We start from the raw sequence: 22,524 nt of genomic DNA, 5'->3' as shown, positions 1-22,524 counted from the left end.
ACCGGCACGTCGCCGGCACTGACGCCCACTTCGAGAGGTTCTTCGTTGACTACCCCGTCCGACTCGACCGTCCCTTCCGACTCGACTGTCCAGTCCGACACCGAAGGCCCCGATTCCACCGAGAGCGGGTCGGTTGCGGTCACGACGACCACCAAGGGTTTGTCAGCCGAGGCGGAGCGTCGCCGCACCTTCGCCGTCATCTCGCATCCTGACGCCGGTAAGTCGACGCTCACCGAAGCGCTGGCACTGCACGCGAAGAAGATCTCCGAGGCAGGTGCCGTCCACGGCAAAGCCGGCCGCAAGTCGACGGTCTCGGACTGGATGGAAATGGAGAAGGCCCGCGGCATCTCCGTCAGTTCCACCGCACTGCAGTTCAACTACCACTCGTCCGAGACCCCGGACGAGCAGATCAACGTCATCAACCTCGTCGACACCCCCGGTCACTCCGACTTCTCCGAGGACACGTACCGCGTCCTGACCGCGGTCGACGCAGCCGTCATGCTCATCGACGCTGCCAAGGGTCTCGAACCGCAGACACTCAAGCTGTTCCAGGTGTGTCGTCACCGCGGTATTCCGGTCATCACGGTCATCAACAAGTGGGACCGCCCCGGCCAGACTCCGCTCGAACTGCTCGACGAGATCAGCGAGCGGATCGGCCTCACACCCACTCCCTTGTACTGGCCCGTCGGCATCGCCGGTGACTTCCGCGGACTGCTGCGTCGCGGCGAAGACGGTGAGGCTCGCGAGTACGTCCGCTTCACCCGTACCGCCGGCGGCGCGAAGATCGCCCCCGAAGAGGTCATGGATGCCGAAGCCGCACTCGCCAAGGAGGGATCCGAGTGGGAGACCGCGGCCGAGGAGAGTGAACTGCTCTCCGCTACCGGCCAGGACCACGATCAGGAGATGTTCCTCGCCGGTCAGACGTCCCCGGTGATCTTCGCGTCCGCGATGCTCAACTTCGGTGTCCGCCAGATCCTCGACACCCTCGTCGAATTGGCTCCGCCGCCGCGAGGCCGCGAAGACCTCAGCGGCAAGCCGCGCGAGGTCACCGATCCGTTCAGTGCGGTCGTCTTCAAGGTGCAGGCCGGTATGGACACCGCGCACCGTGACCGTCTGGCATTCATGCGCATCGTCTCCGGCGTGTTCGAGCGCGGCATGGTCGTCACGCACGCACAAACCGGCAAGCCCTTCACGACCAAGTACGCGCAGACGGTGTTCGGCCGCGAACGTTCCACTGTCGAGTCCGCGTTCCCCGGCGACGTCGTCGGCCTCGTCAACGCCACCGCCCTCGCGCCCGGCCACACGCTGTACACCGAGAAGAAGGTGGAGTTCCCGCCGATTCCGTCGTTCGCGCCGGAACACTTTTCGATCCTGCGCGCCGAAAGCGCAGGCAAGTACAAGCAGTTCCGCCGCGCCGTCGACCAACTCGACTCCGAGGGCGTCGTCCAGATTCTTCGCAACGACATCCGCGGCGACGCCTCCCCCGTCATGGCGGCCGTCGGCCCGATGCAGTTCGAAGTTGTCGCGGCACGAATGAAGGCCGAGTTCAACGTCGAGGCCAAGATGGAACCCCTCGGCTATGCATTGGCCCGTCGTACCGACGCCGCGTCCGAGGTCGAGCTGAACCGTCAGCGCGGCGTGGAGGTCTTCACCCGATCCGACGGTGTTCTGCTCGCTCTTGTCAGCGACAAGTGGCGCCTGCAGTACATCCAGAAGGAACTTCCGGATCTGACGCTCGAACCCCTCGTCGCTGCTGCGGACTGATGAGCCTGATCGAGGCGCTGTTCGACGCCGAACTGCACATCGGCAGCGCCACGATTCTCTGGCGAGAGATCATCGGAAACGCGTTCGGAATAGGCTCCGCGATCGCCGGCGCACGACGCTCGGTATGGGCGTGGCCTGTCGGTATAGCCGGAAATGCCTTGTTGTTCACGGTGTTCATGGGCGCGCTTTTCCACACGCCGCAAGAGCTCAATCTCTACGGCCAAGCCGGCCGTCAGTTGTTGTTCATCACCGTCAGCGTCTACGGATGGACTCAGTGGCGACGTGGGGCACGCGACTCCGGTCGCGCAGTCCTGCCGCACTGGGCGACAACTCGCGAGCGCTTCGCCATGATCGCCGTCATGGCAAGCGGCACAATCGCTTTCGCCTGGATTTTCGACCTTCTCGGCTCGTACGGGGCGTGGGCGGAGGCCTGGATTTTCACCGGCTCCATCCTCGCGACGTACGGCATGGCACGCGGCTGGACCGAGTTCTGGCTCATCTGGATCGGCGTCGACGCCGTCGGTGTTCCCCTTCTTTTCCGGGCCGGGTACTACCCGTCGGCGATCCTCTATCTGGTCTACGCATTCTTCGTACTGTGGGGTTTCGCGATGTGGCTGCGCATTCAACGTCGAACTCCACAAGGGGTGCGACCGTAAACGAACTCCTGGTATGTTTGCGTCGATTAAGCAAACCGGCGGTCTGTTTACGGGCATCAGGAGCGAAACAATGGAAGACAAGAATTCTCACGGAATAACGGGTCCCAACGGTTCCGGAAACGGATCGAGAGCCAATAGTTCCGCGAGTAATGGCTCCGCGGGCAATGGTTCCGCGAGCAACCTTTCCACTAGCAACGGTTCCGGCAGCGCCACCGCCACAGCGGATTTCCTGTCGACCGCACCCAAGCAATCGGATGCCTTCACGTTTCCGCTTCCCACCCGAACCACGGCCGCACACAGCAGCGGAGAGGACCTTTCAGTGCCAGCTTCAACACGCGAATCATCGAGGACACTCGAGACTCGGAGTCGCACCGTCGTACGGCGCGACGCGATGGGCGTAGCCGCCGTTCGAGTGGCCGGGCGTCTCACCCACACCGAACTGATCGCGAATCAGGCCTCACCCTCGAGCACGCATTCCTCCGATCCCACGATGGATCTGGACGAGTTGCTCACGATGCTCGGCAGCTACCTGTTGTCCTCGGGGTTCGAACATCCAGAAATCCACGCCAAGCTCGGTGGACAGTCGATCGTCGTCAACCTCGTGTCGCCGGAAATCAGCGCCAGCTGAGCTCGGCCCAGCTGTTCAGGGCCACAGCACTGCGCGTGTCCATGCTCGGTTCGAGCCACGCCGGTACAACCACCGCTGATGCCGACGCCCGGAGTCTGCCTGCCAGAACTCGACAGACTCCGGTTCGAGGCACCACGCACGCCAGTCCTTCGACACGAACCCTGGGTCGTCGCCGATTCTTGCTTCCGCAGCGGCCACCGACGTGTCGTACGCGTCGAAGTCTTCGAGCACCTCACTCTGCTTACTTGCCGTCGCCACCGCTCTCGCCGTGACGGAGCGTTCGACGAAGTCTCGGCGTCGAAGTGCGTCGTCGCCCTCGCGTACCAATCCGCGAATCCGGACCTGCTGGCCTGTCTCACGCCAGTAGAACGCCAACGATGCCCGCGGATTTTCTTTCAGCTCAATACCTTTCGGCGATGCAGCCGAACCGGAGAACCAGAACCCACCCTCGGTCACGTCCTTGAGGATGAGGAAGCGGGAATTGGGCATGCCGTCGCCGTCCACGGTCGAGAGCGCACACACGTGCGGCTCGACGACACCGGAGGCCACGGCCGCACGGAGCCAGTCGAGGAACAACTCTCCTGGGTTCTCCGGAAAACGTTCAGGCGCGGGCGGCGGAGTTCCGGTCAGTGCGGGAATACCGCGAATCCATGCCCGGACGTCCGGCAGCGAGAAATCTGCGTCAACCATGAGCCGACTCTAATCGCGTGCGACCTCAGGAGACGTTGCGAACGATCGAGTCACCGAACGAGGGTTGCTGCAGCAGTGCCCACTTGTTGGACGTCAATCGAAAGCTCGGCATGTCGGCGAGCGCCACCACCGATTCCCAGGTGCGCTCGTAGCTCGTGTGGGAGATTCGCCATTCACCGTCGCTGCAGCGGGTGTATCTGTCGTGATAGAAAGCCGATCCACGAAGCAGCATGCCGTCCTCGGGGATGACCACCGTGTCCGCAAGGCACCAGATCCCGGTTGCGGTGTCTCCGTCGACGTCGATCTCGGGTTGCCCACATTGATGTTCGGTGATGATGTGCGAGCCGAGGGTGTTCTCGAGGAAGGAGACGAATGAATCTCGGGAATCGAAACTGAGTTGTTCTCCGTAGATCGCGGTGGCGTCGACAGTCAGAGTGTCGGCGAATTCGACCCACGATTTCGTGTCCAAGGCGCGTGCGTATCGGTACTTGAGTCTTTGGATGAGAACAATCGCTTCGAGATCCATGATCCCCGCCTCCCGGTGCAGCAACCACCCGTCCTATGTGTGCACATTAGCCTGTATCACGCATAAACGGGCATTACTCTCAAAGCTAGTAGAAATGTCAGCCGATAACACGCTTTTCCAGGCCGTCGAGCATGATCGTGATCTTCTCGTCCAACCAACCGCGTCCGTGCCACGTCGATTCGTCGCCGATCCCCTCGATCAACGACTCCGACGCATTCCAACTCTCCTGATACGCCTGGCGTGCAGAACGCGAATCCGCGGAACTGACGGTCTTGTCCAGTGCCGCCATCATCGCGAACTGAGTCATCGTCACCTCGGAGATGAAGTCCACCGCCAGTACCGCGTCGTGTGGTGTGAAACCTTGCGCAGTCAACGAACCGACCAGTTTCTCCACGATCTCGATTATCGCCGGCGGCGTGCCCGGAACGGCGAGACCGACCTGGGCGAGACCAGGGTAGCGCTCGAACGAGGACCACAGAACGTCGCAGAGGTCCTTCAGAAATTCACGCCACGGACGATCCGTGTCCGGCCACACAGTCTGACGCACAACGTGATCCGAGCAGGCCCGCAGCAGCGCTTCACGGTCGGCGAAGTAGCGATAAAGAGCAGAATGACTGACGCCCAGACGCTTTGCCACACTCGGCATGGTCAATTCACTCAGATCACCAGCCAGGGCGGCCTCGACGATGTCCACTCTCGACAACGTCGGCGGCCGCCCTGTCTTCTTTCCGGTCTGCATTCTGCTCAGCCTGCCACCTGCTCAGCCTGCTACCAACCGCCATCCCGACGCACGGTGGCGCTGATTCCAGAACGCGGCGTAGTTCCCACCGGCGGCAAGGAGAACTTCGTGAGTTCCCACTTCGACGATTGATCCGTCGTCACCGAGCACGATGATCTGGTCTGCGGCCACGACGGTCGACAGTTTGTGAGCGATCACGAGCAATGTGCTTTCGCTGGCGAGTTCCTGCATCGCACGCTGAACGTGCGCCTCGTTCTCGGGATCGAGCGCGGCCGTCGCCTCGTCGAGCAGCACGATGGGTGCACGTTTGAGGAGTGCACGCGCAATGGAGACGCGCTGCCGCTCTCCACCGGACAGTGCCGTCCCGCCCTCACCGACGCGGGTGTCCCAACCCCGCGGAAGTCGCTCGACGATTTCCGCGACGCCGGCGATCCGAGCGACGTCGAAGACTTCCTCGTCCGTGGCTTCGGGGCGGCCGAGGCGGATGTTCGCGATCAACGTGTCGTCGAAGAGGTACACGTCCTGGAAGACCAGGGACAACTGCGCCATCAGATCGGCGCTCGTGAGGTCACGCACGTCGACGCCGCCGACACGCACCACCCCGGAGTCGACGTCGTAGAAGCGCGAGATCAGCCGGGTGACGGTGGTTTTGCCAGAACCCGACGGACCGACCAACGCCGTCAGCGACTTCCGCGGCACGTCGAAGGAGATGTTCCGCAGAACCTGCCCGCCGTCGGCGTAACCGAAGTCGACGGCGTCGAACTGCACGGCTGTCTCCCCCGTCGCCGTCCCGCTGGTTTCGGGTTCGACCAGTGGTTCCACTTCGAGGATCTCGGACATCCGACGGATTTCGTTGCGTGCCATTCTGATTGCGCCGCCGAACTCGCCGATCTCACCCAGCGGTTGGATGAACCGTGCGGTGAGCCCCAGTAGCGCGATCAAGGTGACCGGGTCGATGTCGCCGCCGAGCGCGAGGAACGCACCCAGGATGATCACGGCCGAGAACACGAACTGCAGGGCGATCCCGTTGACCACGGAACCGATCACCACGAACCACAGTTGTGAACGACCCGCGGTGTGCTGAGCTTCGATCGCGTCGTCGAGCGGTTCGTACACCCCATGGGTGCGTCCGAAAGCACGCAGGACCGGCTGGCAACGCGCGAATTCGAGCACTCGATTGTTCGATTCGACCGCCGCGGCATGGGCCTGATCGTCGGCCTTGGCGGTCATCGCCGAGGCAAAGCGTGCTGCTGCGAACAGAATCGGAACGCCGACCACCAGCGCGAGCCCGAGCCGCCAGTCGAAGAACAGCATGCACACGACAATGGTTGCCGGGCTGGCGATTCCGGAGATGATCGGCGTCATCAGATGCGCGGCCGCCCCCATCACCGAGATGGTGCCCTTGCTGGCGACCTGCGATACCTGGCCGAGTCGGCCGGCACCGAACCAACCGAGCGGGAGCGTGACGAGGTGATCACCGAGGCGCAGATGCATCGTCCGCAGCAGGGTGAGCGCCGACTCGAATCCCTTGATTGCCTGCAGGTAATGCGCAATCGAACTGATCACCGCGCACACAGCCATGGCGGCGAGCCACCGAACGAAACTTCCCCAGTCCTGCTCGAACAGTGCCCGCACGGTCGGCACCAGCAATGCCACTGCCAAACCCTGCATCACGCCGTACATCACAGCCCACACCAGGAACTCTCGATAGCGTCCCTGATTCTGCGGGCCGAGGATCCGGAAGAGGTCGCGAATCATGAGTTGGCCTTTCCTACTGCGTCAGACGTACCTGCGATGCTGTCCGCCCGACTGTGTTCGATCGAGTCGGCCCGACTGTGACTCGCCCACATCCGGGCATACGTCGAACCATTCGCTACCAGCTGATCGTGCGTGCCCTTCTCCACGATCCGCCCGGCGTCGAGGACCACGATCTGATCGGCACTCACGATCGAAGCCAACCGGTGCGCGATCACCAGCACCGTGCGCCCCACCGTCAAACGCGACAATGCTTCCTGGATATCGGCTTCGGACTCCGGGTCCGCAAACGCGGTCGCCTCGTCGAGCACGAGAACCGGAGTGTCCGCGAGAATCGCCCGCGCGATCGAGACTCGTTGCGCCTCACCGCCCGAGAATCTGGCATCTACCCCGACCACAGAGTCGTACCCTCTCGGGAGGGCTTCGATTCGGGTGTCGATCTGCGCGGCTGCGGCAGCAGCCTTCACCTCGGCCTGCGACGCATGGGGGCGGGCAAGCCGAATGTTGTCGAGCACTGTTGCTTCGACCAGCTGCACGTCCTGCAGAACGAATCCGACGTGGCGGTACAGCTCGTCGGTGGCGACGTCCCGGACGTCGACACCACCGATGGCCACGGATCCGGTACGTACGTCATGGAATCGGGGAACGAGCGTCGCCAGTGTCGACTTACCCGAACCTGAAGGCCCGACCAACGCCGTCACCGTGCCCTCCGGCAGCGTCAGATCGATGTCGGACAGAACGTCGGCCCCGTCGTCGTAGGCGAAAGAGACTCCCGAGAATCGAACTTCGTTCCCCGCGGGCTTTTTCGGATGATCGGTTTCCGGCAGTGCGTCGGTTGCGAACAGCGCGATCAGCCGCGCCGCAGCGGCAGCAGCCTCACGGCGGGCCTGCATACCGAAACCGATGGTCGTCACCGACACCGGAATCACCATCGCGACAAGAGAACTGGTCAGGACGTCGATGGGTGACACCCACCCGGAGTGGACGAACCACGAGCCGAGACCAAGGTTCACCACCAGCACTACCGGCGCGCTCAAGGCAATCGAGGCCAGCGCCTCGGTCCGAAGCATCGGGCGAACCCAACCCTCGTACGAAACGGCAAAAGCCTTGGCGGCATCGCGGTACCGAGAATGTGACTGCTTGTCCTGACCGAAGGTCTTGACCACTGCGATGCCGGTGACGAACTCGACGATCGTATTGCTGATGGCCGCGATGCCCTCATTCATCCGGCTCATCTTGACGGCCATGTCCTTGGTCATCGACGCATAGGCGATCATGTAGATCGGGAGCGTGGCAATCGCGACCAATCCCAGACGCCAGTCGATCGAAATCACGTAGCCGAGTCCGACGAGCGGCACCGCGATGGCTCCGGTGGTCTCGACGGCGCTGTGCGCAACCAGGTAGTGGAGATCGGAGATGTCGTTCTGCGCAGCTTTGCGCACGGTTCCGGACGAGTGGGAGGTGAACCAGCCCAGAGGCAGTCGCCCGAGTGTCGCGGCGATTCGGCGTCGAAGCACAGCTTGGAGATTCACGTCGGCGAAGTGCGTGACGATCAACGCCCCGCCACCGAAGAACGCACGCATGCCCAGGCCGAAGACGACCACCCACACGATCGTCCAGACGCGGGACGAGTCGATGTCGCCGCCCACGATCAGTGTCTTGCCCAGTTCGGCGATGGCAACGTAGGGGACGATGGCAGCAACCGCGGCAATCACCTGCATCACCATCGCGATGGTCGTCCGTGTGCGAACTGGCGCAAGGAGTTCGCGTAACGCGCTCTTGTGCGCCGCCGCTTCGGCCTTGGCCAGTGAGGCTTCGGCCGCAGATCCATGCGGCGCGTTGGCCTCCTCGGGTGGAACGTCTGCTGTCTCGAGCTGTGTTGTCGTCATTTCGAGAACGCCTTCCCTCGGGTGACTGCGTCGGCGTCGGATGCGAAACCCTTCGCGGCTTGTGATTGCAGGGTGGCGAAGACCGTATCGGGCATGACCCCGAGCGTGAGTGCCACTGCTCGTAGGCCCCACTGCTGCCGCATCATCGCTCCCTGCCTTAGTTACATGCTGTCTCGATTAGGGGAGCCTACAATAACTCAAGTAGTTTGTGCAGCCCTCGTCACAGGAAGTGCAATCGCCGGCAGACACCGATGAAGCCGTACTGAAGACGCTCTTCTCGCGATACCTAGCCGAATCGGTGGGACCGCTCATTCCCGTCCTCGGCGGCAGGTTGCCCGAACACACCGAAGTCACCCGCGCCGCAGAAGAATTGGAGGCCGCGCTGCAATCAATGGTCGACATCTGCATCAGCACTGGCGAAGTCCCGCCCGACTTCACTCCTGCAGACGTCATGCTCATGGCGGTGCATCTACGACCGCCCCTGCCGATCGAGGGGGTCCGCGCCACCGCAATACACACGCGCTATCTAGTTCATGCTCGACAGACTTCGTCACGGAAGACCTCAACCGTCGACCACTCCCCCGTCCTGGAGGGAATGGCTTCAGATGTGGCAGGGCAACTGACCCTGGGGACACCCGAACGGAATGTCAGGTTAGGCTTACCTAGCTTAGTTCGCCATGTTCGGAAGGTTCTCATGAAAATCACTCACAGGCTCGCAGGCTTCGCCGCACTACCCGCCGTTGCCGCACTCCTACTCACCGGCTGCGGAAGCAGCGACGCATCAACTTCTACCGAGGCCAGTTCGACGGACCAGTCCTGGAGCTACACAACGGGATACGGAAACACGATCACCCTCGATCACGCCCCGGAGCGGATCGTCGTCGACGCGTACTCCGCTGCCGCGCTGTGGGACTACGGCATTCGGCCGGTCGGCATCTTCGGTTACGGCGTCGGCAATCCCGACGTCACCGATCACGCTGACGAGTCGACGATGACCGTCGTCGGTCGTGAAGGTGAACTCAGCGCGGAAGCTCTTGCGGCGCTGGACCCAGACCTGGTCATCGGGTACGGAAACAGCGACGACCCGACCCGATGGACTTGGTGGGACGAGCCGATGGGCAAGACCGTCAACGATGTTGCACCGTTTGTCGGTGTCAAGTTCTCCGGCTCTTCGACGCCGGACGTGTTGAGCGAATACGCCTCACTCGCCGAAGCTCTCGGCGGAGACACCGACACAGCAACGGCGCGCGAAGGCAAGGAAGCATTCGAATCCGGGGCAGCGCGCATCCGAGCCGCTGCGGGCAAGGTTGACGACATCGAAGTACTCGCTCTGAACGGCGACGGCTCCGAGTTGTACGCAGGCACAACGGCACTCGCTCAGTTCGGCTACCTGAAGGAACTCGGCGTGAAGTTCACCGGCCCGGGCGGTGACAAAGGCTGGGCCGACCTCAGCTGGGAGCAGGTCCCTGATTATCCGGCGGACATCGTCTTCCAGTTCGCGAAGTCGGCGGAAGCGTTCGCAGCATCACCCGTGTTCGTCAAGCTGCCCGCGGTGAGCGCGAACCAGGTGATCGACTTCGACGACAAGCGTCCCAACACCTACGCCAATTACGGTGCCTGGTTCGAGCAGGTTGCACAACTACTCGACCAGGCCCGCAACGTCGCCTGAATTACTCTCCAGCTGTGATTCGCCCGGCCGCTTCCTCGAGAACGTCGAGGAAGATGGCCGCGGTCAGCGCAAATCCTTGGTTGTATCGCGCGTCGCTGGTCAACACGTTGCCCGCTTGGACTGCAGGCAACCGCTGCCACGTCGGCTGCGTCTTGATCGCGTCGAGCGCTTCCTGATCGCGTGCTTGCGCGATGATCACATCCGCCGGAGCCAAGGTGTCGAGTTGCTCGAAAGACAACTCGAACGAGTTCTCTGCATTGTCGTCGTCACGGAAAAGCACGTCGAGGCCGGCATCGATTGCGACACTGATCCGCAGATTCCGCTGATGCACAAGGAATCCGGTCGGCGTCTGAACGCCGAACACGATCTTCTTTCCGCCGAGCTTCTCCTGCAACATCGGACGCAGTCTCGCGAGCTTGTCGTCGTACTCCGCAATGGAAGCCTCGGCGATCGCCACCCGGTCGAGCTGGCTCGCCTGCGCCATCAGCGCACCTCGCCAGTCGACCGGGTGTCCGGCGATCGGTTCGACGTCGTCACCGACGACCAACAGCGGCGCGATGGAGGACAAGCGCTCGGTGCCGTACCAGTCGCTGGTGTATCCGATCGCAGTGATGACGATCAGATCGGGCTCGAGAGCGAGCAACGCCTCGAAGTTGGTGGAGAAGTCGCCGGCGACGTTGACGAAGCTCGCGCCTTCGATGGTGCGGCCGGGAAACTGGAATCCCGCCTTGGCGTCGGGGAACCAGAAGTTGCCCGAGCCGACGATCGGGTAGTCCATCATCATCGCGAATTCGAGGTCGACCCGGCCGTCGAGCACCACCACACGCTTGGGGTCGCGTGGAACGTCACCACTGAACTCGGCCCACGTGTACGGGAGAGTGTCACTGGCCGAGTCGGATTCGCCATCAGAGCTTCCGCAGGCGCTCAGCGCCAGTGCTGCAGCCACACCGGCAGCGCCACCGAAGAATCGGCGTCGTGAAATGCGGTCGACGATCTGAGCCCACTCCGTGTCGGTAACCTGCGTATCCAGAACGAGTGTCATACCTTTGCTCCTTCGATGTTTCGCTGACGCTCGCGTCCCAGCGGAATGACCAGCGGTGTGTGGGAAACCGGATCGTCGATGATGCGGCACGCCATGCCGAACACCTCCTGCACCAGTTCTTCGGTGATGATCTCCGCGGGCGGGCCCTCGGCGACCACCGCGCCGTCCTTCATCGCGATGATGTGAGTTCCGTAGCGGCACGCGTGGTTGAGATCGTGAAGCACGGCCACCAACGTGTGTCCGTCGTTCTCGTTCAGATCGCGGCACAGCTCCAACAGCTCGATCTGATGCGCAATGTCGAGGAAGGTGGTCGGTTCATCCAGCAGCACCAACGGGGTCTGCTGTGCGAGAACCATAGCGACCCAGACGCGTTGGCGCTGACCTCCTGACAGTTCGTCGACCGGCCTGGCCGACAGATCCGTGACCTTGGTTGCCTCCATCGCCTTGATGACGGCGGCCTCGTCCTCTCGGGACCACTGGCGGATCAGCTTCTGGTGCGGATAACGTCCGCGCGCAACCAGATCGGCGACTTTGATGCCGTCCGGAGCGATCGACGTCTGCGGCAGAAGCCCGAGTCGCCTCGCAACTTCCTTGGCCGGGTACGACGTTATCGCCTTGCCGTCGAGGAGGACCTTGCCGGTCGTCGGCTTGAGCAACCGCGACAATGCACGCAGAAGCGTCGACTTGCCGCAGGCGTTGGGACCGACGATGACGGTGAAGCCGCCGTCGGGGATCTCGACGTCGAGGTGCTCCGAGATGACGCGCTTGTCGTAACCGATCGTGACGTCCTCGGCGCGAAGCCGATTCGTCCTTTCAGGCACGACGGCGGCCGCACTGGTCTCGTTCACACTGTTCCTCGTTCCTTCACCGATCACTGCTTACGTGCCTCTCGCGCGAGAAGCCAAACAAAATAGATGCCACCGATGGAAACGGTGACGACGCCGACCGGCAACTGCGTCGGTGCAAAAGCTCGCTGCGCCACCCAGTCACTGACCATCAGCAGTGCTCCACCCATCGCCGCCGACGGCAGCAGGGTCACTCCGGCACTACCGGTCAATCGTCTGACCAACTGCGGAGCGGCCAGCGAGACGAACCCGATGGGCCCGGCCGCAGCTGTCACCATGGCTGTCAGTGCGACGCCGAGAACAACCAGGGAAAGCCGGGTCGGTTCGGCCCGGACGCCGAGCGCCTTGGCGGCGTCGTCGCCCATCTCGAGCATCTGCATCCGCCTGCCCAACACCAGGATCAGCGGAATGAGGATGGCCAGCACGACAACCACCGGCCACACCTGAGTCCAGCCGAGACCGTTCAACGAACCGGCACCCCACACTGCCGCAGCCATGGCGTCGTCGAGCTTCGCCTTGAGGATCATCCAGGTATTGACCGAGCCCAACATCGCACTGATGGCGATACCGACGATGATCAGCCGGAATCCCTGCACGCCACGTTTGTACGCAAGAAGGTAAACGACTGCTGCGGTGGCGATTCCGCCCACCAGAGCGCCGACTGCGATCTCGTAGTAAGTGCCACCGATGAGGAGGATGACCACCAGAGCGCCCGTGTACGCACCGGAGTTGAAGCCGATGATGTCAGGGCTACCGAGCGGATTCCTGGTGAGCGACTGGAAGATCGCACCACTCATGCCCAGTGCCGCACCGAGCATCAGTGCCAACAGAACTCGGGGCAGACGCCATTCCACGACGACCATATGGATACGCGCGGGAGCTTCGCCGAACAGGGCGCCGAGGACGTCCCCGATCGGCACCTGGTAATCACCACTACCGAGGGCGATGACACCGATCGCCAGCGCAAGCGCAACGAGGATGAGGCAGACAGTGACCGTCCGGACGTCGATCCGCGCGGACCAACCTTCTTTGGGTGAGCGCACCACCGTGGTGGGGCGCCCGAAATCGATGCTCACAGACCGCTCACCTTGCTTCGACGCACCAGCATGATCAGCACCGGAGCACCGATGAAGGCCGTGACGATGCCGACCTGAAGTTCACCCGGGCGCAGCACGATTCGGCCGACTACGTCGGAGAAGAGAAGCAGAATCGGCGAGCACACCAACGTGTACGGGAGAATCCATCGCTGATCTGGCCCGACGAACCATCGCGCGACGTGGGGAACCATCAGACCGACAAATCCGATCGGGCCGGCCGCAGCTGTCGCCGCGCCGCACAGCAAGGTCACCGCAATGACGCCGAGGATACGAGTACGGGTGATGTTGGCACCGAGCGAACGTGCCAGATCGTCGCCCAAGGCCACGGCGTTGAGTTGGCGCGCCAACGCGAGCGCCAGGAAGAGCCCGATGAGAATGAACGGGGCAACGGCGAGAACGATTTCCAACGAACGTCCGCTGAGTGAGCCGGCATTCCACTGACGCATCTGGTCGAAGGCGGTCGGGTTGAGCAGGGTGATGCCGGACGAGATGCCGCCGAGCACCGAGCCGATGGCAACACCGGCCAGGGTCAGCCGAATGGGCGTCGCACCACCTCTGCCGATCGACCCCAACGTGTAGACGATCGCCGTGGCTATCACCGCTCCGAGGAAAGCGAACCAGATGTAAGACCAGATGCTGGTCAATCCGAAGACCGCGACGGCAACGACCATCGCGAACCCCGCGCCGGCATTGACACCGAGAATTCCGGGGTCAGCCAAGGGATTTCGCGTCATCGCCTGGATGAGGCCGCCCGCCACACCGAGCGCCATACCGACTATCAGACCGAGCAGAGTTCGCGGTAGCCGCAGGTCACGGATGATCACGTGATCATTGGAGTCGTCGTAGTTCACCAAAGCGTCGATCACGGTGCCGAAAGGAATGGTCTTCGAACCCACCGCGATACTCAGAAGGAGCACGGCGGCGAGCACTACCAGGCACACCAGAAGACCTGCCATACGACGAGAGTTGGTCGATACCAGCCCGTCCGGTTGCTTCTGCTTCTCTTGCAGCGACTCGTCGATCAGCTCTTCGGTGTGTTTGTCGACGGCGCTCTTGTCGACTGCACTTTTGTCTACAGCACTTTTGTCGCCAGCACTCTTGTCGACAGCACTCTTGTCGAATCCAACGGTCACAAGCCGGCGCTCTCTAGAGTCTTCTCGACCTCGTCGCGGATCTCTTCCTCGTCGCGGTCCGATTCCCAGGCCGCATCGAGTGCCGCACGGACACTTTCGTCGAGGGCCTCGTACTTCGCGTTCCACACCTCGGCCTTGTAGGTCCAGTAACCGATGACCTTGTACTGCTCACCCGGCAACTTCAGTTCGTGGCGAAGGTACTTGCGGATGTCACGGAGCATCGTGCTTTCGCCGGCCACCCACACGTATCCGAGATCGGTGGGCAGGTTCATCGCCCGGACCGCGTCCGGGAGCTTCGACGGTGCAACACCGTTGCCGCTGCCGACAAGCCAGATGAACTCGACGTCGGCCGCGGAGGTGATCTGCTGCTTGTGAGACTCGTCCACCACCTCGACGATTGCCTTCGCCGAGATGCCGGCGGGCAACTGTTCGATCAGGCGCCCGAGTGCGGGGAGTCCAGTCGCGTCGGCGACGAATACCTGCCAGCGCGCGTCGGCCGGCGGCTCGTAGAGCCCGCGAGATTCGCCGATCGCCAACTTGTCGCCGATTTCGGCTTTCTGTGCCCAGTCGCTGGCGATGCCGCCCTCGTGAACGACGAAGTCGATCGTCATGCGGCTGGCTTCGGAATCGAACCGTCGCACGGTGTACGGCTGGCACGGGGACGGTTCCTCGCCCTCCGGGTACCGCCAACCGCGCGGGGCGTCCGGATCTTCGGCCGGCAGAACGAACTTGCCCGTGGCCGGGACCGGGAAGTGCAGACGCAGGTATTCGTCGCCGGTGCCGGTGGTTTCGAACGCGGTCAGCTCCTCCCCACCGAACACGATACGAACCATTCCCGGGGTCACGTACTCCTTGTGAAGTACCTCGCCGAACACAAGACTCACAACAATCTCCAACATCGATGGAACATGAACCGGACCCGAACACGAGGATCAATCCGACTTCCGGACATAGTTAACCCGCGCTAAGTAAGGTAGACCTTAATTTATTGCAGTGTTGTCGATGAGTCGATGCCTTCCCCGCCGCAACGGGGCCAACTACTATCGCGATTCGGCCACCGCCAGACGTATGGCCTGTTCACGACAAGTATTGGCACCTGTGTGACTTCTGACTACCGCCCACGGTCCCTAGCGTGGACCCAGTGCCTTCGACACCACTTCTTTCGGCCGATACAAACGGTCCCCCAACCAGCCCGGCGATCACGCCGCGCCAGGTAATCACACGCGCGATCGCCTCCGACGGACGCGGAGCCAAGCTGGCGGCAGCGTCCGTCGGCTTCACGGGCCACCAGGTCGCGGAAGCGTTGGTGCCGGTGGTGATCGGTGCGGTCATCGACCGAGCTGTGGCGACCAGCGATGCGGCAGCACTGGGAAAGTGGATCCTCGTTCTCGGAATTCTCTTCACGGGCTTGTTGCTCAGTTGGCGCTTTGCGGCGCGCATCTCCGATTCCGTCACCGAGCACGGAGCACACCGCTTGCGGATGGACATCGCGAGCCGAAGCCTCGATCCGCACGGCATGTCACCGCGGCGCATGCCCGGCGAGGTCTACTCGATCGCAACATCCGACGCCGGTTCGGTGGCCGGATTCACGCACACACTGAGCACAAAACTCGCCGCGGCCTGCGGAGTACTGACCGCAGCGATCTCGCTGCTCGTGATCTCGGTACCGCTCGGCCTGCTCGTCATCCTCGGCACTCCCCCGGTACTCGCCCTCATGCAGGTGGTCAGCCGGCCGCTCGAACGCCGAGCCGAAACCGATCAATGGCAGGGAGCCAAAGCCGGTGCACTGGCCGCAGACCTCCTGTCGGGGCTCCGGATCCTGTCCGGAATCGGCGCCGGAGACGCTGCAGCGCAGCGTTATCGGGGAGCCAGCCGGACTTCGCTGGAAGCAACCCTTCGCGCACAGCGATACCAAGCGATGTACTCCGCCGCGAACGTGGCGATCGCCGGCGCTTTCCTGGCCGTCATCGCGTACATCGGTGGACGGATGGCAGCATCCGGGAGCATCTCGGTCGGTGAATTCGTGGCCGTGGTGGGTCTGGCACAGTTCCTTCGAGGTCCGTTGATCGACATCATCTACTTCGGCGCCGGGCTGGCACGGGCCCGCGCTTCCGCCAACCGCGTCGCAGCGCTTCTCGGGACCGGCGAGGCTGTCACACCCGCGAGTGAACCTGTACCCCTGAACCACTCGGAGTTCCTGATGCTGCGTGACGTCGTGCTGGCCGGAGCGTCACCAGTCGATCTCGACGTCAAACGCGGTGAGATCATCGGCATCGTCACCGAGAATGCGGCATGGGCGGATGCGTTGGTCGACGCACTGGCGCGTCGAATCGAGCCTTCGAGCGGAACGATTCATCTCGGCGACAACGCCATTCACGAACTGCACATCGACGAGCTCCGGTCCCATGTTCTGGCTGCGCCGCACGACGCGGCACTGTTCATCGGCACAGTGGGCGACAACATCGAGGCACTCGCACCGATCGGCAGCCGCAGTGACGAGGCAATCGCCGCCGCTGCCGCAGATCAGGTGATCTCGGCCCTTCCACTTGGCCTCGCCACCCGAGTCACCGAGCAGGGAAATTCGCTCTCCGGCGGTCAGCGTCAGCGCATCGCTCTGGCAAGGGCACTGGCGAGTGAAGCTCCGGTCCTGGTGCTGCACGATCCCACCACTGCCGTCGACTCCGTCACCGAAGCGCGAATTGCACGCGGGATCGCCGAGGTGCGCGGTGCTCACGCGACTCTACTTCTGACCAGCAGCCCCGTGCTGCTCGATATCTGCGATCGGGTGATCGAGCTGTGACCGAACTACTCCCCACCGCGACACCGAAACAGGCACGCCGCGCAGCACTTCGGTTGATGGGTCCGCACCGGATATCCGCCGTCGCCGCCGTCGTCACTCTGACTGCTGCGACCGCGATCGGCCTGCTCACGCCGCTGGTCCTCGGCGCGATGGTCGACGCTGTGACAGACGGAGACGGCGACGCTGTCTCGCGCATCGGCACGCTGACTCTCGCGTTGGTCGCCATCGCGGTTGCCTCCTCCCTTCTCGTCGGAGTCAGCAACTACCTGCTCGCCGGTGTCGGCGAAAGGGTTGTCGCCGACCTGCGCGAAGAAGTTGTCGTCCGGGTTCTCGATCTTCCGCAGAGCGACGTCGAACGAGCAGGGCGCGGAGATCTCGTCTCCCGCATCACCGGGGACGTCCGCTTGGTGACCCGCGCTGTATCCGAAGCACTTCCGGTTTTTGCCACCGCGGCACTGACCATCGTGTTGACCCTGATCGGATTGGGCAGCCTCGATTGGCGATTCGCCATTGCCGCGGTGATCGCGGCGCCCATCCAGATCCAGGCGCTGCGCTGGTATCTCTCGAGGTCGGCACCGGTCTACCGCGAGGAGCGGGAGGCAGAAGGTGCACGTGCGCAACAACTCCTGGACTCACTGAGCAACTCCGATACCGTCGGATCACTTCGTCTGGCTCAGCCCCACCTGGAACAGATCGAATCTCGATCGATGGCAGCGGTCCGGCTCAGCTTGTTGACCACGCGTCTACGCACCAGGTTCTTCGGCCGACTCAACATCGCGGAATTCATCGGCCTGTCCGCCGTGCTGATCACAGGCTTCTGGCTGGTGAAGGACGGTCAGATCAGCATCGGCGCCGCCACCGCCGCAGCATTGTTCTTCCACCGGCTCTTCGATCCGGTCGGCGCGGTTCTCAGCGTGTTCGACGAATTGCAGGAAGGCACAATCGCATTGGCTCGGCTGGTCGGAGTCACCCTTGCATCCGTGCCACCCGCGCCGTCCGATCCACATGAACCTGTCGACAGCTCAGCGACTTTGGAAAGCGTGACATTCTCGTACCGTAGCGGCGATGCTCCTGTTCTGCGCGACATCGACATCACCATTCCGGCCGGGACCGTCACGGCACTCGTGGGCGCAACCGGAGCCGGAAAATCGACAGTCGCAAAACTGATCGCGGGCACCTATGAGCCGACCGAAGGCATCGTGAAGATCGGGACGGTGCCCCGGAACGAATTGCCACGATCGACTTCTCGGAGCGCGGTGGCCCTCGTGACTCAGGAGGTCCACGTCTTTGCCGGCACGTTGGCCGAGGATCTACGGCTGGCTGACCCGTCCGCAACCGACAACGACATCATCGCGGCGCTCGATACCGTCGGTGCGTCGGATTGGCTGCGGGCACTGCCGGACGGACTCGAAACCGTGGTCGGGGACGGTGGACACCGATTGACCGCGACGCAGGCACAGCAACTCGCGTTGGCAAGAATCGAATTGCTGGATCCGCCGCTGTTGATTCTCGACGAGGCGACCGCCGAAGCGGGCAGCGCCGGAGCCAAGGTCCTCGACGATGCCGCGCTGGCCCTTACCCGGGGTCGCACTGCTGTCACAGTGGCACACCGACTCTCACAGGCCGTCGACGCCGACCAGATCCTGGTCATGAACGACGGCCGCGTCGTCGAGCAAGGCTCTCACGACGAGTTGGTCAACCTCGGGGGTCGGTACGCGGAACTGTGGGAAGCGTGGTCCGTGCCGCGACGCTAGGTGAGATCGATACGCCGACAGCCTTTTCGGAACCGAGATGCCGGCGTATCAATGACGTCCCGACAACCACCACGACCGGCACCCACATGAAGCTGTACAGGGTGCGAAACGTCTCGCTCTCCCCGGCCAGAGCTCCTACCGTCACCAATCCGGTAGCCCAGATCAGCGCTGCGAGCGCGTTGAGCAGCGCGAACTCTTTGTGCTGCAGGGTGCTACCAGCCAACAGTCTCGGTGCCACGGTCCGAACAGCGCCCACCGGATGCGCGCACAGTGCGGTCAGCTGAGGGCGCTTGTGAACTTGCTCGATCAGCGCGCCCTGCCACCGCACCGCGACCTTGGGCAGTTTGGCTTCGAGCCCTTGTGGAAGCACCACAGTTCCACGAACCCGCGACCTACGAAACGCGAGTTGTGCCCCAGCACTGGAACCCACAGCAACCGCGATCACCGCAGACACTGCGTCGACCGCACCGGCAGAAACCAACACACCCATCGTGACCGGAAGGCTGTTGCCCGGAGTCGCCAAGCCGAACAGAAATCCCGACTCGATCAGCAGAAGAAGTGCGACGCCGGCGAGTAGGACTGCTGACGGGACAGCTGCGAGGTTGTCGACATCGACTACGCGGGTGAATTGCGTCGCGAGCATTTGGATCCACTCCAGAAGTTCCATAGGTACCAGCGTCGCGATACCGGCAGGCGAATTCGGCAGCGTGCGCCGACTGATACGCGGTGGGGTTTCCCCTACTATCAGACGTCAGTTGGCCTGAATGTTCGGACGACACAGTGCCTCTAGGCTGCTCACAACCGGCAACGCGTCGGTCCGTAGAGGGAGGTGAACCAGATGCTGGATGGCGCCCTGCGCATTCCGCGCAATCCGCTGCGCGCCTGGTTCGCCACGTCGTGGTGGCTGGCGCTCGCTTCTCTTGGCACCTCGGTGGTCTCGGGCTCCGTGGCAATCATCGTCATCGCATTGCTGACACTCACCGTCGTCACACTGCCATTTGCGCTGGTGGGCGTGTTGATCTTCGCGCTCTTGATCTCCCCACTCCGGTACGCCGACCGAGCACAACTGTGGTCAGTGGAGTTTTTCAGTGGCGTACACACCGACCGCGTTTCGCCACCAAGTGTTGCCAACATTCGTGGTCGCTTCGTCGAGTCCGTTCGCAGCCCGTCGCTGTGGAAGTCCTTACTTCACTGGATTCTTCGCCTTCCACTCTCAGTTGCAGTTCTTGTTCTTGTCACAGCGCAGCTGATTGTGCCTGTCGTTTTCGCCGTTGCGCCCGTCGCCTGGATCATCACTGATCCGCCCGGCTCGCAGCTCGAAATCGCCGAAATGTTCACATTGGAATTGGTGATACTCATCGCGGTCCCCGCAGCCCTGTGGTTTGTATTGGTCACGCCACCGCTGGTTACCGGTCTCGCGCGCGCCGACTGGTGGTTCAGCCGTTCGCTGCTGGGTGCGTCCGCCCAGGAAACACGCGTAGAAGAGCTGACGCACAGCCGGACACGGGTAATCGACGCGGCAGAGGCGGAGCGATTGCGCATCGAACGGGACCTTCACGACGGTGCCCAACAACGCCTGGTGGCGGTGTCGATTTCTTTGGGTCACGCAAAGTCTCGCGCCAAATCTTCCGACGACGCCCTGCTTCGTTCCTTGCTGGACGACGCGCATCGCGAGACCCGGAATGCGATCGCCGACATTCGTGCGTTGACCCGCGGCCTGCATCCACCCATACTGACCGATCGTGGACTCGACGCCGCTCTGTCGTCCGTCGCGGCACTGTGTTCGGTTCCGGTGGGCATCAAGATCGCTTCCGAGTTGAGCGGAACATCGCGGCCCACCGCCACCATGGAGTCGACCATTTACTTCCTTGTATCGGAGGCACTCACCAACGTGACCAAGCACTCGCAAGCAACCAGCGCAACCGTTTCCGTCGAGCGTCTCGGACAAAGCTTGAAGATCGAGGTCTGCGACAACGGCCACGGCGGTGCGGCCATCCAACTCGGTGGCGGACTTGCCGGACTGGCAGATCGACTCAGCGGGGTCGACGGAAGTTTGCACATCGAGAGTCCAACCGGTGGCCCGACCTCGATTACAGTGGAGGTACCGTGCGGGTAATGCTTGCCGACGATTCGGTCTTGCTTCGAGAGGGCATCAGACGACTTCTCGCCGACCAAGGGGTCGACATCACGGCCAGCGTAGGCGACGCTGAGAGCCTGCTCAAAGAACTCTCGGAGGTGGACGAGTTACCCGATGTCTGCGTCGTCGACGTGCGTATGCCACCGACATTTCTCGACGAAGGCCTGCGCGCCGCTCTCGTCATCCGTGAAAGATGGCCTGCTGTAGGCGTTCTCGTCCTCTCACAGTACGTCGAGGAACGGTATGCCGCAGAACTGCTTCGAAGTCGTATCGACGGCGTCGGCTACCTTCTCAAAGACCGCGTCGCGGATGTCGACGAATTTGTCGACGCCGTCAACCGGGTGGCCGGTGGCGGGACTGTGATCGACCCGGACGTCGTACAACAGTTGCTTGCTCGCGCGCCCAAGGACGACCTGCTGGCCAGGCTCACTCCGCGCGAACGCGAAGTGCTCACGGTAATGGCGCAGGGTCAGTCCAACTCGGGCATCGCGGCCACCTTGGTCATCGGCCATGCTGCTGTCGAAAAGCACATCGGCAACATCTTCACCAAACTCGATCTGTACAACGACTCTGCCGACCATCGCCGAGTTCTTGCGGTACTCAGATATCTGGGGGCGACGTGAAATTCACCGAGACACCGCGGCGATTTGTCGCGATCGCCTGCGCACTGACTACCGTTATCCTCGTCAGCCTTCTTGCGGGCTCCACTCTCGTCTACGCCTTCGGCGTGCCGAAATGGCAAGACTTTCGCACGACAACAACCCACGAATCCAGTTCGTCGCTCGCGGTTCTCACAGAGAGCGGCGACATCGATGTTCGACTTCAACCGAGTACCGACGGTCAGGTTCACGTAACGGCCGAGGGCCGGTATCGGGGTGATCCACCGAGCATCGACTTCGCTTCAGACAATTCATTGATTGCGCACTGCCCAGACCTCGGCTTTGCGCGATGCGATCTGACCGTCATCGTCCAAATCCCTCCCGATACAAGCCTTACCGTCGAATCGCGGGCAGGGTCTGTCGAGGCCAGCGATCTGTCCGGTCGTATACGAGTGACCTCATACGTCGGCGATGTCACACTGCGTCGCCACTCCGGGGACATCACCACGCGAACGACAGTCGGCCGGATCAACGTCAGTGCCGAATCCGCCGATCCGATCGACGCACAGTCCACCGTGGGCGATATTCGAATCAGTGCGGAATCGCCGCCGTCATCGGTGAAAGCACTCACTACTCATGGCGATATAGCGGTGCATGTTCCGAACAACGTGACCTACATGGTCGACGTGCGGTCTGCGATCGGACAATCGATGTCATCGGTTCCCGAGGACCCGATGAGCGCCCACCGGATAGATGCTGAATCCGCCGCCGGAACCGTGCGTATACGCCCACTTTGATCCG

At 62.7% G+C, this 22,524-nt stretch carries 21 protein-coding genes; 9 read left to right on the top strand and 12 right to left on the bottom strand.

The annotated features are described in order from the left end of the window. The first annotated feature begins 159 nt into the window (after positions 1–159). The 3 genes from ACFT1A_RS07700 to ACFT1A_RS07690 all read left to right on the top strand — a co-directional run bounded on the left by ACFT1A_RS07700 (position 160) and on the right by ACFT1A_RS07690 (position 3,048). Positions 160–1,764, top strand: coding sequence for a peptide chain release factor 3 (locus ACFT1A_RS07700; RefSeq protein ID WP_378446546.1), 1,605 nt, complete (start codon positions 160–162; stop codon positions 1,762–1,764). After that, positions 1,764–2,420 carry a nicotinamide riboside transporter PnuC gene (pnuC, locus tag ACFT1A_RS07695; protein ID WP_378446474.1) on the top strand — a complete coding sequence of 219 codons (657 nt, stop codon included), beginning with the start codon at positions 1,764–1,766 and terminating at the stop codon, positions 2,418–2,420. The genes ACFT1A_RS07700 and pnuC overlap by 1 nt, the downstream gene beginning before the upstream one ends. A 319-nt stretch (positions 2,421–2,739) precedes the next feature. Then, a complete protein-coding gene (locus ACFT1A_RS07690; protein WP_283301934.1) occupies positions 2,740–3,048 on the top strand; it encodes a hypothetical protein in 309 nt (102 codons plus the stop codon). A 15-nt stretch (positions 3,049–3,063) separates the two neighbouring features. Here the strand turns inward: ACFT1A_RS07690 and ACFT1A_RS07685 are convergent, their stop codons facing one another. The 6 genes from ACFT1A_RS07685 to ACFT1A_RS07660 all read right to left on the bottom strand — a co-directional run bounded on the left by ACFT1A_RS07685 (position 3,064) and on the right by ACFT1A_RS07660 (position 8,790). After that, a complete protein-coding gene (locus ACFT1A_RS07685; protein WP_378446473.1) occupies positions 3,064–3,738 on the bottom strand; it encodes a pyridoxal 5'-phosphate synthase in 675 nt (224 codons plus the stop codon). A gap of 25 nt (positions 3,739–3,763) precedes the next feature. Next, complete coding sequence (locus tag ACFT1A_RS07680) at positions 3,764–4,264, bottom strand: nuclear transport factor 2 family protein (protein WP_283301938.1); 501 nt, start codon at positions 4,262–4,264, stop codon at positions 3,764–3,766. 97 nt (positions 4,265–4,361) lie between these two features. Further along, entirely contained in the window at positions 4,362–5,003 is a 642-nt protein-coding gene (locus ACFT1A_RS07675; RefSeq protein WP_378446472.1) for a TetR/AcrR family transcriptional regulator, read from the bottom strand. Positions 5,004–5,024: 21 nt separating this feature from the next. Then, positions 5,025–6,761, bottom strand: a complete 1,737-nt coding sequence (locus ACFT1A_RS07670) for an ABC transporter ATP-binding protein (protein WP_378446471.1) — start codon at positions 6,759–6,761, stop codon at positions 5,025–5,027. Then, complete coding sequence (locus ACFT1A_RS07665; RefSeq protein WP_378446470.1) at positions 6,758–8,647, bottom strand: ABC transporter ATP-binding protein; 1,890 nt, start codon at positions 8,645–8,647, stop codon at positions 6,758–6,760. Before ACFT1A_RS07665 ends, ACFT1A_RS07670 begins: the two co-directional genes overlap by 4 nt. Beyond that, positions 8,644–8,790, bottom strand: coding sequence for a hypothetical protein (locus ACFT1A_RS07660; RefSeq protein ID WP_378446469.1), 147 nt, complete (start codon positions 8,788–8,790; stop codon positions 8,644–8,646). The genes ACFT1A_RS07665 and ACFT1A_RS07660 overlap by 4 nt, the downstream gene beginning before the upstream one ends. A 551-nt stretch (positions 8,791–9,341) precedes the next feature. Here ACFT1A_RS07660 and ACFT1A_RS07655 point away from each other — a divergent pair. After that, entirely contained in the window at positions 9,342–10,316 is a 975-nt protein-coding gene (locus ACFT1A_RS07655; protein WP_378446468.1) for an ABC transporter substrate-binding protein, read from the top strand. Position 10,317: 1 nt separating this feature from the next. Here ACFT1A_RS07655 and ACFT1A_RS07650 read toward each other — a convergent pair whose 3' ends face one another. The 5 genes from ACFT1A_RS07650 to ACFT1A_RS07630 all read right to left on the bottom strand — a co-directional run bounded on the left by ACFT1A_RS07650 (position 10,318) and on the right by ACFT1A_RS07630 (position 15,317). Further along, positions 10,318–11,358, bottom strand: a complete 1,041-nt coding sequence (locus tag ACFT1A_RS07650; protein WP_378446467.1) for an ABC transporter substrate-binding protein — start codon at positions 11,356–11,358, stop codon at positions 10,318–10,320. Then, the gene (locus ACFT1A_RS07645; protein WP_378446466.1) at positions 11,355–12,206 is read right to left on the bottom strand and encodes an ABC transporter ATP-binding protein; all 852 of its coding nucleotides are present in this window, start codon (positions 12,204–12,206) and stop codon (positions 11,355–11,357) included. Before ACFT1A_RS07645 ends, ACFT1A_RS07650 begins: the two co-directional genes overlap by 4 nt. A gap of 23 nt (positions 12,207–12,229) precedes the next feature. After that, on the bottom strand, positions 12,230–13,279 hold the full coding sequence (gene fepG / locus ACFT1A_RS07640) for an iron-enterobactin ABC transporter permease (RefSeq protein ID WP_378446465.1): 1,050 nt from the start codon (positions 13,277–13,279) through the stop codon (positions 12,230–12,232). Next, positions 13,276–14,256: a Fe(3+)-siderophore ABC transporter permease gene (locus tag ACFT1A_RS07635; protein WP_228118027.1), complete on the bottom strand. Its 981-nt coding sequence runs from the start codon at positions 14,254–14,256 to the stop codon at positions 13,276–13,278. The genes fepG and ACFT1A_RS07635 overlap by 4 nt, the downstream gene beginning before the upstream one ends. Before the next feature lie 173 nt (positions 14,257–14,429). Continuing rightward, positions 14,430–15,317 carry a siderophore-interacting protein gene (locus ACFT1A_RS07630; RefSeq protein ID WP_378446464.1) on the bottom strand — a complete coding sequence of 296 codons (888 nt, stop codon included), beginning with the start codon at positions 15,315–15,317 and terminating at the stop codon, positions 14,430–14,432. Between the two features lie 257 nt (positions 15,318–15,574). Between ACFT1A_RS07630 and ACFT1A_RS07625 the strand changes: the two genes are divergently transcribed. After that, on the top strand, positions 15,575–17,233 hold the full coding sequence (locus tag ACFT1A_RS07625; protein WP_378446463.1) for an ABC transporter ATP-binding protein: 1,659 nt from the start codon (positions 15,575–15,577) through the stop codon (positions 17,231–17,233). Next, the gene (locus ACFT1A_RS07620) at positions 17,230–18,987 is read left to right on the top strand and encodes an ABC transporter ATP-binding protein (protein WP_378446462.1); all 1,758 of its coding nucleotides are present in this window, start codon (positions 17,230–17,232) and stop codon (positions 18,985–18,987) included. The genes ACFT1A_RS07625 and ACFT1A_RS07620 overlap by 4 nt, the downstream gene beginning before the upstream one ends. Here ACFT1A_RS07620 and ACFT1A_RS07615 read toward each other — a convergent pair. After that, positions 18,929–19,654 carry a hypothetical protein gene (locus ACFT1A_RS07615; RefSeq protein WP_378446461.1) on the bottom strand — a complete coding sequence of 242 codons (726 nt, stop codon included), beginning with the start codon at positions 19,652–19,654 and terminating at the stop codon, positions 18,929–18,931. The genes ACFT1A_RS07620 and ACFT1A_RS07615 overlap by 59 nt on opposite strands. 171 nt (positions 19,655–19,825) lie before the next feature. Between ACFT1A_RS07615 and ACFT1A_RS07610 the strand changes: the two genes are divergently transcribed. Genes ACFT1A_RS07610 through ACFT1A_RS07600 form a run of 3 tightly spaced genes read left to right on the top strand, consistent with a single transcriptional unit; the run spans position 19,826 to position 22,520 of the window. Next, positions 19,826–21,103: a histidine kinase gene (locus ACFT1A_RS07610; protein WP_378446460.1), complete on the top strand. Its 1,278-nt coding sequence runs from the start codon at positions 19,826–19,828 to the stop codon at positions 21,101–21,103. Next, the gene (locus ACFT1A_RS07605) at positions 21,094–21,747 is read left to right on the top strand and encodes a response regulator transcription factor (RefSeq protein ID WP_208114824.1); all 654 of its coding nucleotides are present in this window, start codon (positions 21,094–21,096) and stop codon (positions 21,745–21,747) included. Before ACFT1A_RS07610 ends, ACFT1A_RS07605 begins: the two co-directional genes overlap by 10 nt. Continuing rightward, positions 21,744–22,520, top strand: coding sequence for a DUF4097 family beta strand repeat-containing protein (locus ACFT1A_RS07600; protein ID WP_378446459.1), 777 nt, complete (start codon positions 21,744–21,746; stop codon positions 22,518–22,520). The genes ACFT1A_RS07605 and ACFT1A_RS07600 overlap by 4 nt, the downstream gene beginning before the upstream one ends. Positions 22,521–22,524: the final 4 nt, after the last annotated feature.

It is taken from the genome of Rhodococcus sp. NPDC057135 (assembly GCF_042670865.1).
Classification (GTDB): domain Bacteria; phylum Actinomycetota; class Actinomycetes; order Mycobacteriales; family Mycobacteriaceae; genus Rhodococcus_F.
This window is presented reverse-complemented; position numbering and strand designations above follow the sequence as displayed.